Annotated in this window: 9 protein-coding genes and 1 other annotated feature; of the genes, 5 read left to right on the top strand and 4 right to left on the bottom strand. The window is 42.2% G+C overall.

Features of this window, described 5'->3' with window-relative positions:
- Positions 1 to 153: 153 nt before the first annotated feature.
- Positions 154 to 522, top strand: a complete 369-nt coding sequence (locus AB685_RS18850) for a hypothetical protein (RefSeq protein WP_047972156.1) — start codon at positions 154 to 156, stop codon at positions 520 to 522.
- Here AB685_RS18850 and AB685_RS18855 read toward each other — a convergent pair.
- Positions 519 to 1187: a GNAT family N-acetyltransferase gene (locus tag AB685_RS18855; RefSeq protein ID WP_047972157.1), complete on the bottom strand. Its 669-nt coding sequence runs from the start codon at positions 1185 to 1187 to the stop codon at positions 519 to 521. The two genes, AB685_RS18850 and AB685_RS18855, sit on opposite strands and share 4 nt — an antisense overlap.
- 119 nt (positions 1188 to 1306) lie before the next feature.
- Complete coding sequence (gene tyrS, locus AB685_RS18860; RefSeq protein WP_047972158.1) at positions 1307 to 2566, bottom strand: tyrosine--tRNA ligase; 1260 nt, start codon at positions 2564 to 2566, stop codon at positions 1307 to 1309.
- A gap of 229 nt (positions 2567 to 2795) precedes the next feature.
- Positions 2796 to 3027, bottom strand: a binding site (T-box leader).
- 158 nt (positions 3028 to 3185) lie between these two features.
- Between tyrS and AB685_RS18870 the strand changes: the two genes are divergently transcribed.
- Positions 3186 to 6143: a transglycosylase domain-containing protein gene (locus AB685_RS18870; protein WP_047972160.1), complete on the top strand. Its 2958-nt coding sequence runs from the start codon at positions 3186 to 3188 to the stop codon at positions 6141 to 6143.
- A gap of 60 nt (positions 6144 to 6203) precedes the next feature.
- Here the strand turns inward: AB685_RS18870 and AB685_RS18875 are convergent, their stop codons facing one another.
- Together AB685_RS18875 and acsA are read right to left on the bottom strand one after the other, a co-directional pair.
- Entirely contained in the window at positions 6204 to 7427 is a 1224-nt protein-coding gene (locus tag AB685_RS18875) for an MFS transporter (protein ID WP_047972161.1), read from the bottom strand.
- Positions 7428 to 7560: 133 nt separating this feature from the next.
- A complete protein-coding gene (gene acsA, locus AB685_RS18880) occupies positions 7561 to 9279 on the bottom strand; it encodes an acetate--CoA ligase (protein WP_047972162.1) in 1719 nt (572 codons plus the stop codon).
- Positions 9280 to 9509: 230 nt separating this feature from the next.
- Between acsA and AB685_RS18885 the strand changes: the two genes are divergently transcribed.
- From AB685_RS18885 to AB685_RS18895, 3 genes are read left to right on the top strand one after another with little or no spacing between them, the layout of a single operon-like run.
- Positions 9510 to 10142 (top strand): GNAT family N-acetyltransferase, encoded by a 633-nt coding sequence (locus tag AB685_RS18885; protein ID WP_047972163.1) that lies wholly within the window; start codon positions 9510 to 9512, stop codon positions 10140 to 10142.
- Between the two features lie 44 nt (positions 10143 to 10186).
- Entirely contained in the window at positions 10187 to 10831 is a 645-nt protein-coding gene (locus AB685_RS18890; RefSeq protein ID WP_047972164.1) for an acetoin utilization AcuB family protein, read from the top strand.
- On the top strand, positions 10825 to 12003 hold the full coding sequence (locus AB685_RS18895) for an acetoin utilization protein AcuC (RefSeq protein ID WP_047972193.1): 1179 nt from the start codon (positions 10825 to 10827) through the stop codon (positions 12001 to 12003). The genes AB685_RS18890 and AB685_RS18895 overlap by 7 nt, the downstream gene beginning before the upstream one ends.
- The last annotated feature ends 23 nt before the right edge of the window (positions 12004 to 12026 follow it).

Below are 12026 nucleotides of genomic sequence, written 5' to 3' on the forward strand. Positions count from 1 at the left end.
AAAAATCAAAAATTGTTATGTAGGCTACTTAGCTAATGGAGAGTTAAAATTTCTAGTTTATACGTTTATATACTACAAGATTGTAAAATTGATTTTATTGTAAAAATAAAATACCATTATTTAGACAACTGTTAAATAAAGGAGTAACATCATTTGGAAGCTAAAAGAAAAAAGTTATACATATGGATGTCAATCTTTATATTCTTTCCAATACTATTACATTCTTTCTCAAAGTCTTATACTTTTGTAGGAAATGTTACCATCACAAATATTAATCAATTACAGGATGGAAAAGTAGAAGTAACGTTAACTAATTTAGATATTGGGACAGAATCTGTGAAAGTAAATGAGAAAAACACAATAGTATATAGAGACAAAGATTCAACTTATGATGATATTTCATCTAAAAAATTATTAAAGGTTCTTTCAACAAATGAAGAATATTATATTAGGATCGATATTTATAAATTCCCTCTAGATTTAGTACTCAAAAACAAAATTAAATATCTACAAGAAATCTAGTTACTTGCAAATGGATTCTTCCATTCCATCAAGATGGCATGGTTTCGTGATTCTTCGTCTTCAAGATAGTTTCTCACCACTTTTACAGGTGAACGTCCGCAACGTAAAAGGAAGGTAATGACGGGATCTTTAATCTCGCCGCTGACCACTTTTTCTAGATAGATATCTGCTGACATTTTATCTTCATACTTATGATAGTGTGGCATCCTTCCCCCACCCAGTAAACGTTCCATCCCAAGTTGAATGACTACTTCATACATAGATTGCATGAGCAACTTCCCAAGACCAAGTTTCCGGTAACACGGACTGACGCTGATATCCACCACATACAAAGTGTTACCTTCAGACTGGTGGTTACGTATATAGCCGTTATCCGTGATTTGCTCCCATGAATGATCCGGTTCACCAGGAACATAATCCACACGCAACCCTGTTATGGATCCAATAATCTCCCCTTCCAGTTCAACACACAGTGCACCTTCCGGAAACAAGTCCACATGATTCTTTAACTGTTCCTCATTCCACCACAAGTCTGATGGAAAAGGTGGTGGAAAACATTCCTGTTGTACACGAATCAAATGCTCAAAGTCCGTCTCCTGATAGTTTCGGATAACTGCTTTTACCGGCTTGTCCTGATCAAAAACATAAACCTCTTTTCGATACAATGTCCATCCCCTCCTAAAAGTTCATGCACTATACAACTAAGTCTACCACCTATTAATCTTGAGTGTGAAAAAAAGACTGCCCAAACGGACAGCCCTCCCAAAGTTTTAGTATAAAATTATTAATATTTAATAAGGAAGTATTTCTTCTTCCCTCTTCTTACAACAGTAAATTGCCCCTCAATACGGTCAACCTCACCTAACACATAAGCAAGATCCTGAACCTTCTCCCCATTAATAGAAATAGCACCATTCGTGATATCCTCACGCGCTTGACGCTTAGAAGGTGCAATCTTACTTGCAACCAACAATTCCACTAATGCAAGCTGATCGTTATTTTCCACTGTAAAAGAAGGAACATCAGCAAAGCCCTGTTTAATTTCATCAGCAGAAAGTACAGAGATGGAACCACTGAACAATGCTTTAGAGATGCGGATTGCTTGTTCTAAAGCAGCCTCACCATGCACCAACTTCGTAACTTCCTCTGCAAGACGTTTGTGCGCAGAACGTTTTTCCGGTGCTTCTTGCAATTCTTTTTCGAGCTCTAAGATCTCTTCGTGAGACAAGAACGTAAAGAATTTCAAGTATTTCACAACGTCACGGTCATCTGTATTGATCCAGAATTGGTAGAACTCGTATGGAGACGTTTTTTCACGATCTAACCAGATTGCTCCACCTTCTGTTTTACCAAATTTGGTGCCGTCCGCTTTTGTAACAAGCGGAATCGTCAAACCGAATGCTTTAGCATTCTCTTCGGATTTTCGGATTAGCTCCATTCCTGCCGTGATATTTCCCCATTGGTCGCTTCCACCGATTTGCAGCTTACAATTCACGTTTTTGTATAAATGCAAGAAATCCAAAGACTGCAAAATCATATAGCTAAATTCCGTGTAAGAGATTCCAGAATCAATACGGGATTGAACGGAATCTTTTGCAAGCATGTAATTAAGACCAAAGTTTTTTCCAACATCACGAAGGAAAGAGATAACATTCATTTCTCCAATCCAGTCATGGTTGTTTGCAATCACTGCTGGATTATCGGTCGCTTTAAAATCCAAGAATTGAGATAGTTGACCTTTAATACGATTGGACCACTCCACTACGATATCAGAAGTGTTCAATGTACGTTCTGCTTTCTTTCCACTAGGATCCCCGATTAATCCAGTTGCTCCACCTACCAAAGCAATTGGATGGTGTCCTTCCTGCTGGAATCTTCTTAATGTAAGAATCGGTAGCAAATGTCCGATATGCAAACTGTCACCTGTCGGATCAAAACCAGAGTACAACTTCACCTTTTCCTCAGACAACAGCTTCGTCAATCCCTCTTCATCTGTCACCTGATTCACTAACCCTCTGAACTGTAAATCCTCTAATAAACTCATGTTAGACACTCCTTTTTATGGTACTTTAGTTAATAAAATTAAGTGGATTTCGCAGCTGATGCTCGTAGCAAAAGGCGCAGATTCCAGCGGGAGAGTAGCGACATTGTTGAGACCCCGCAGGCTTGTCGAGGAGGCTCAAGGTCGCCCCGCGGAAAGCGAAGCCGTTTGCGGAGAGCATCCGCGGTGCTTAGCAGTTCCTAAACACAAAAAAACCCATCCCTCCTATAAAAGAAGGGACGAGTTTATACGCGGTACCACCCTAATTGAAAAGCAGACATAGCCACTTTTCCACTCAAAAATGTAACGGTTCTCACCGTCTTCTACTACTAGGCCCATTCCTGGCCGTTCCCAAAAGATGCTCGAGGAGGTAATTCATCCAAACAGGTGTACTGATTCTCACCAACCATCAGCTCTCTTAAAGCATGCCTATTTGTACTACTTATTCCTGTCTTAGCACATTCTATAACTAATCAAAAATTTATATAAAGTCTTTTTACCATAAAAAAGACTATCATGTCAACTGAAAGGTCAAGAAAATTTTGGAAAAAAACAAAAAGTTTGTCGCTATAAAACCTCAATATGCTATAATTAGTATGATTTGCCGGGGGGTAGATAAATTATGTCAAACTACGACAAGTTCAAAGAAAAGTCGCAGACCTTTTTTCGATTTTTCGTAAATAATACGACGAAAAAAGGCGCCAACATTACATATTTGGTAGTGTGGAATCTTATCTTGATTTTTCTCGTTATCGGATTGATCGGAGCATCGTTTGCCGGTGGTGCCGGTGCCGGTTATTTTGCCGCACTGGTAAAGGAAGAGCCTATCCGTTCCTATGAAGATATGAGAACAAACATTTACAACTATGAAGAATCTACAGAAATGTATTTTGCAGGAGACGTCTATCTGGGAAAATATCGTGCAGATCTACTTCGTGAAGAAGTGTCCCTGGATAACGTATCTGAGCATTTAATTAACGCACTTATCTCCACTGAGGATGAGTACTTCTATGAGCATGAAGGCGTCGTACCGAAAGCGATTGTACGTGCCATTGTTCAGGAAGTGACGAACTCCGCCAACCAGACCGGTGGAAGTACGTTGACACAGCAATTAATCAAGAATCAAGTGTTAACAAATGAAGTATCCTTCGATCGGAAAGCAAAAGAGATTCTCCTTGCCCTACGATTAGAGAACTATTTCTCCAAAGAAGAGATTTTGGAAGCATACCTCAATGTTTCACCTTTTGGTAGAGATTCAAACGGCAGAAATATTGCTGGAGCACAAACAGCAGCTGAAGGAATTTTCGGGGTCGATATCAGTGAATTGACGATTCCACAAGCTGCCTTCATTGCCGGTTTGCCACAAAGTCCTTTTGCTTACACGCCTTTCACACGTTCAGCAGAAGTGAAAACACCGGAAGGACTCGAGCCCGGTCTTGAAAGGATGCGCTATGTTCTACACCGAATGCATGCTATGGGACATATCGACGCTAAGCAACACGAGGAAGCACTCGCGTATGACATTACAAAAGATTTAGCAGAACCGACAAGCAGTGCCATCGACGATTTTCCATATGTTGCTTTTGAGATTGAAGAGCGAGCACAGGAAATCATCGCGGAGCAACTAGCCCTTAACGATGGATATGAAAAAGAAGACCTTTTGAATAATGACGAGCTGTACAAGGAATATAAACGATTAGCAGATACTGCGCTAAGGCAAAAAGGGTATGTCATTAAGACAACAATTGATAAAGATATCTATACAAAGATGAGAGAAATTACACAGGAGTTCCCTTATTTTAACGAAACCAAAGTTTATTCTTATGAAGAAGAAAAAGATCCTGATACTGGTGAGTTGGTTGCTAAAAATGCCGAACAAGTTGGCGCCTTAATGATGGACAACAAAACCGGAGCAATCATCAGCTTTGTCGGAGGACGTGACTTCAAGATATCAGATTTGAACTTCTCTACAAATACATGGCGTCATAATGGTTCTACAATGAAGCCATTATTAGGTTATGCACCAGCCTATGAGCTTGGCACCTTGCAGCCGGGCAGCATACTTGCTGATACACCTTTGACAGTAAACATTCCAGGTCAACCTACATGGTCTCCAAACAACTGGAACAACACATTCAATGGACTGCAAACCGTCCGTGAATCAGTGGCGCTATCACATAACTTGGCTGCCATACGTGGTTATATGGAAATACTTCCACAAAGACCGATGGAATATTTATTCAAGCAAAACTTTGAAAAGCTGACCCAGGGAGATGCTGCAAATATCTCAGCTGTACTTGGTTCACCTTCAATTGGGGTCAGTGTAGAAGAAAATACAGCCGGTTACGTTACCTTTGCTAATGGAGGTAATTACGTAGAACCTTATCTCATCGAAAGCATCACAACAAAAGATGGGGATGTCATCTATGAGCATAAAGTGGAGCCTGTTGAGATTTACTCTCCTCAAACCGCATATTTGATGATTGATACGATGCGTGATACCTTCAGAAGAGGTACAGCGAATGTAGCAAGAGACCATATACGATTCGGATCAGACTGGGCCGGAAAAACAGGTACCACCCAGGATACGCATGATATATGGATGATGGGATCCAACCCAAATATCACTTTCGGACTTTGGATGGGGTATGATGAAAGACACGTCTTAAAAGGGAATAGTGGCAGAACCCCTACTCAAAGGAGTCAAATACTCTGGGCACAACTATTAAATGGTGCCTATGATATCAACCCTGAACTCGTAGGCCCATCTGAACAATTCCAAATGCCTGGTGGAATCGTTCGCCGCAGCTATTGTAAGCTGTCCGGACTGCTTCCATCAAGCCTGTGTCAAAAAGCCGGACTTGTTGGAGAAGATATTTTTAACGCAAAATATGCTCCTACGAAAACCGACGATAGCTTAACAACAGGCAAATATGTTCAAATTGGCGACGTTGCCTATGCACCATTAAGTTCAACTCCTTCCGAATTTGTAAAAGAAGGGCCAATGATAAAACCGGACTTCCTGAAGAAGCTTCAAGTGGAGAGCTTGGAAGAACTCGCTAAGTACATGAAAAATAAAAATCTTTTTGATGGATTAACAGTCCTTTCTGATGATCCACTTCCTGCCAATAATTCAGCACCGAAACAGGTTGGTGGAGTGAACGCATCAGGGTCCACATTAACGTGGTCGGCTAGCTCGGAAAAAGATGTAATAGGATATTACGTCTACTATAAAGCTAACAGCTCCAGCTCCGCGCGTAAGATTGCTTCTGTGCAGGCTGGTGAGAACATGAGCACAAAGATATCTCAAAGTTCCGGGTACTTCTACGTCACCGCAGTTAATGCAAGTGGAAAAGAATCCGCAGCTTCAAGCTCTGCTAAACTTGGAGATCCGGATAAAAAAGAAAAACCGAAACCAAAACCGAAGCCAGACCCTAAACCGCCTTCTAATGGTGGCGGTAATGGAAACGGCGGCGGTGGGAACGATGATGGAGGAAACGACGACGATGATGACGATGACGGCGACGACAACTCCACAGACCCACCACCAGATGATAGCGGAGATGACGGAGAAGATTGATTTCTCTCAATTAATCTAATAAAGGCACTTGACCCTAAATGGGTCAAGTGCCTTTTCACATTACATCAAAGCCGCTGCCTGCTTTCTCTTATTGCTCCATATGCTAGCAACAATAAGGACAACAAGTGAAGTCGTAATGAGCGTTCCATGCAGGACGAATACCATCTGGGGCATGGTAAGACCTTTCAACAAAATCGGAGCAATGATGAACCCAAGGGCAAAGCCTAATGATTTCAGCAGCATTCCCACCGCAAAAACCCGTCCTCTTATATAATTATCCGATTTCTGGAGGATACTTGCATGTAAAGTGGTAAAACACGCATCATATATCCCTGTCAAAAATGCGAAAAACAATATGATACTTACAATAGTATTTGATAAGAAGAGAATGAAGCCTAGTGACATGAACATGGCCGATATGAAAAATACGGAGTATATTTTATCACTTCTAATGATTTTCAGTTTAGGTATGGAATACGTTGCAAGTACCGAACCTATTCCCCAGACACCCCAGATCATTCCGTAATAGAAGCTTTGGCGTTCCCCATCAATCTGTTCTGCCAAGAGAGGAATCCCCAGATTATGCGAACTGCCTGCAAAAGCACCAACTAGAAATACCACGTTTATCATCAAGAGCATTGGTGCCAATTTCAAGTAACGGTACACTTCTCTCGTATCTTTGAAAACAGACAGAACATTATTTCTGAATCCGCGCACAATCTCCTTGTTTTCCTTAACTGATGTCGCATTCCACTTCAATCTCCATAAAACAAGTCCAGATAACAGATAAGTACCCGCATCAATCATCAAAGTGTATTTATATCCGAGCATCTCAGTAATGACGCCAGCCCCAATGAACCCTGTAACCAAGCTGATGGACGTCAATCTGGCAATTAGTGAGTTCGTTTCAATAATTCTATCCTGGCCAAATATTTGCGGCACCTCAGCGCTGAAACTGACCATAAAGAAACTGTTAATAAAACCGATCAAACCGGATACCACCAAAATCATCATTGGATCGGGAAAAGGTATCAGTAGGAGAATTAACCCTGCCCTCAAAATATCTGTCACGAGCATGATAGTTTTCCTGTTCCATTTATCTGCCGCTACCCCACTCACCAAACTCGCCAATACTCCCCCAATAGTTCTTGCTGCCATCGTTGCAGCCAACCAAACAGGACTTCCTGTAGCTGCATAGACGACCACATTCAACACAATCAAGTCCATGAATGAACCAAAGTCGGATAAAGCTTTTGTGTATAAAAATAACTTATGTTTTCCCATTGCGTTTTCCCCTGTTCCATATGTTCTGTTTATATATTACTCTTTATGAGGTTTATTTCGCAATACGAAATTTTAAAATATCGAAAAAAACAACCCACCGGAATTACGGCAGGTTGTTTCTATTTCAAACTTATTAATCTTCCATTGTAGACAAATCACCAGTCGGTAGATCCAGCTCCCATGCTTTTAACACGCGACGCATGATTTTACCGCTACGGGTCTTCGGAAGCTTGTCGCGGAATTCGATTTCACGTGGTGCTGCATGAGCTGCAAGCCCACGTTTTACGAATTGACGAATTTCTTCTTTCAGCTCGTCACTTGCTGTGTAGCCATCACGAAGGGCAACGAACGCCTTAATGATTTCACCACGTACCGGATCCGGTTTACCGATTACTCCAGCCTCAGCTACTGCTGGATGCTCGACAAGCTTGCTTTCCACTTCAAATGGTCCAACCCGCTCTCCTGATGTCATGATCACATCATCGATACGCCCTTGGAACCAGAAGTATCCTTCTTCATCCATATAGGCGGAGTCCCCTGATACATACCAGTCGCCCGGCATGAAGTAGGACTCATATTTTTCTTTGTTGTTCCAGATGGTGTGCATCATGGATGGCCAGCCTTTTTTGATAGCAAGGTTGCCCATGCGGTATGGCGGCAGTTCGTTTCCTTGATCGTCCACGATTGCTGCTTCCACACCAGGGATCGGTTTACCCATGGAACCAGGCTTAATCTCCATGGATGGATAGTTACAAATCAATTGCGCACCTGTTTCCGTCATCCACCAGGTATCATGGACACGCAGGTTGAATACCTTTACCCCCCAGCGAATAACCTCCGGGTTCAATGGCTCCCCGACACTCAGGATATGGCGAAGCGAAGAAAGGTCGTACTTTTTCACCACTTCATCTCCTGCTCCCATCAGCATACGGAATGCTGTTGGCGCACTGTACCATACGGATACTCCGTAATCCTCGATTGTCTCGTACCATGCTTCCGGTCTGAAACGACCTCCAACAATGACATTGGATGCCCCGACAAGCCAAGGACCGAATATTCCGTAGGCTGTACCTGTTACCCAACCTGGGTCAGCTGTACACCAGTACACATCTTCTTCCTTCAGATCAAGCACCCATTTCGCCGTCTGATAATGCTGGACCATTGCATTGTGGACATGGAGCACTCCTTTTGGCTTACCGGTGGATCCACTAGTATAGTGAAGCACCAAGCCATCCGTCTTTTCCACCCATTCCACCTGAAGTTTCTTACTCGCTTCTTTCATACGGGAATTAAAGTCTACAAAAGGACCTTCCTCTTTCACGTCTTCTCCTACAAGCACAACATGCTTCAATGCAGGCAGGTCATCAAATGGGATGCGCTTAAAAAGTTCCGGTGTGGTGATGATCACTTTCGCTTCACTATCCTCCAGACGGTCCTTTACAGCGCCTTCCATGAACGCTTCGAACAATGGTCCGACAATCGCACCAAGCTTGATAGCTCCAAGGGCAGCAAAATATAATTCCGGTGAACGTGGCATAAAGATAAAGACACGGTCGCCCTTTTCCACATCACAAGTCTGTTTTAAAATGTTTCCCGCTTTATTGGACATCTCTTTCATTTCCTTAAACGTGTACTTTTCATCACGTTCCGGATCACGGTAATACAATGCAACTTTATTTTTTCGTGCAGATTCTGCATGGCGGTCGATTGCTTCATAAGCCACATTGACTCTTCCTGTTTCTGCAAAGCTGAAATTCTTTTCCACCTCTGACCAATCAAAATTGCGATAGGTTTGTTCATAGTCTTCTAGATTGTAGTTTCCCTTCGTTACTGGTAACGCTTCCACTTTCATCCACAAACACCCCTTATGTATAATCTACAATTCTATTATAGTACAGATAGGGTTTTTTCTCAATTTTTTAAAAATTGATATTATTACATGAATAATTTCGTATTTTCTAGTAGACTAGAGATAGAATGCCATGAAAGCGTTTTATTTATCTTGTGTTATTCTAGTAAAATGAGAAAATATAGCTAGAGATTTACTATTATTCTTGTAAGTAAAAGTGGGTGGGAACTTAGATGGAACATAGAAAAACGTATAACGCCAAAGAGATTAGAACAAGAAACAGCCGTTTGATCATAGAAGGGCCTGTTACTCCCGAGAAACTGGCAAGCTATGAGTTTCATAAGGATCTTGTTGCATTTAGACCTCCAGAACAGCAGCGAAAAGCCTTGATTGAAATTGCAGGGCTTCCCGAGGGAAGAATCATCATCGCAAGAACACAGGATACCATTGTTGGATATGTAACGTATCTATATCCCGATCCGATGGAGAGATGGTCCGAAGGCAAGATGGAGAACCTCATTGAGCTCGGGGCTATTGAAGTCGTACCAGAAGTTCGGGGCAGCTCTGTAGGAAAATCATTGCTACAGGTATCCATGATGGATGAAATGATGGAAAACTATATAGTTATAACAACAGAATATTACTGGCATTGGGATTTGAAGGGCACTGGCCTAAATGTCTGGGAATATCGAAAAATAATGGAGAAAATGATGAATGCAGGCGGACTGGAATATTATGCAACAGATGACCCGGAGATAAGCTCTCATCCTGCCAACTGTCTGATGGCCAGAATCGGAAAGAATATCGATCCTGAATCCGTTCAGAAATTTGATCAACTTCGCTTTCACAACCGCTTTATGTACTAGCATATGATGTCTTATGGGAACTTGTTTGACAAGGAGGAAAGACCATGATTGTAGAAAGAATTATGAAGAAAAATGTCTTTACATTGCTGCCAACAGATACTGTCGAGCATGCGCTTCATCTTATGGAAGAAAAGAGCATCCGTCACATTCCAATTGTAAATGGCAATCAGCAATTGGTCGGGATCATATCTGACAGAGATGTACGCAACGGATTACAGGCAGCATTATATGAAAACAGTGCGCAAGAGGATCTGCAGCAGCCCCTTTCAAAAGTGATGAAGACAAATCTATTGACAGGTCACCCCCTCGATTTTGTAGAGGAGGTTGCCGCCACTTTTTTCGAATATAAGATTGGCTGCCTGCCAATTATCCAAGACTCAAAACTCGTAGGAATTGTTACAGAGACGGACCTTCTGTACACGTTTGTACAATTGACCGGGGCAAACCAGCCGGCATCCCAGTTTGAAGTGAAGGTGGAAAATATCGCCGGAAAACTGGCTGAAGTGACTTCCATTTTAAGCAAAAGAAAATTGAATATTCTCAGTGTGCTTGTCTACCCTCATCAGGATGAGCAGTCTAAGATTCTAGTCTTCCGTGTTCAAACGATGAACCCTACCGGAGTCATCCATGACTTACAGGAGGAAGGCTATGAAGTGCTATGGCCGAACTTGCCGGGTGTGACATCATGAAGAAAGCTGTCTTTGTTTACTCGGATGATTTTCAAACGTATAAATTCAGCGAGAATCATCCTTTCAATCAACTGAGAGTCAAATTGACATATGATCTGCTTCAAAAGAGCAATCATCTGTCATTCCAGGATATTGTTCCGCCAAGAATGGCTACAGATGAAGAATTGGCGCTAGTTCATGATCCGCGCTATATTGAAGCAGTTAAATTGGCTGGAAAAGGGCAATTGCCTACAGAAAAAGCAAACAACTACGGGCTTGGGACGGAAGACACCCCTATTTTTCCAGATATGCATGAGGCGAGCGCACTGCTTGTAGGCGGCACGTTAACCGCAGTCGACCAGGTCATGACTGGTAAATCCGAACATGCGCTGAATCTTGGTGGCGGCCTTCATCATGGTTTCCGCGGCAAGGCATCCGGCTTTTGCATCTACAATGACACCGCGGTTGCCATTAAATATCTACAGGAAAAATATAAAGCCCGAGTTCTTTATGTCGATACTGATGCACACCATGGGGATGGTGTCCAGTGGGCGTTTTACGAGGATCCGGATGTCTGCACCTTATCCATCCATGAAACCGGCCGCTACCTATTCCCTGGTACAGGAAATGTTAACGAGCGTGGCCAAGGGGATGGCTATGGGTATTCATTCAATGTACCAATCGATGCCTTTACTGAAGACGACTCCTTTTTGGAAGTTTACGAACAAGCATTAACGGAAATCGCCGAATTCTTTAAACCTGATGTTATTCTTACCCAAAATGGCGCGGACGCTCATTACTATGACCCTCTTACACATCTTTCTACTTCAATAAAAGTGTACAGGGAGATACCTAAGCTGGCCCATAAAATAGCCCACCAATATTGCAAGGGGAAATGGATTGGAGTAGGAGGCGGAGGCTATGATATATGGAGAGTCGTTCCAAGAGCATGGTCCCATATCTGGTTGGAAATGATCGAAAAGAACGACGTGCAAGGTTCTTTATCAGAAGATTGGATTAATGCTTGGAAAAGTAAATCACCTGTGGAATTGCCTAATACATGGGAAGACAAAACGAATATGTACAAACCTATCCCGCGTAAACAGGAGATTACCGAGAAAAATAAACAAATTCTACTGAAGGCATTATACCCTATCAGTCATCTGCGAAATGATAACTCACAGATTGGATAAAAAAACATAAAAACCAGCCCTAC

The organism is Bacillus sp. LL01, assembly GCF_001037965.1.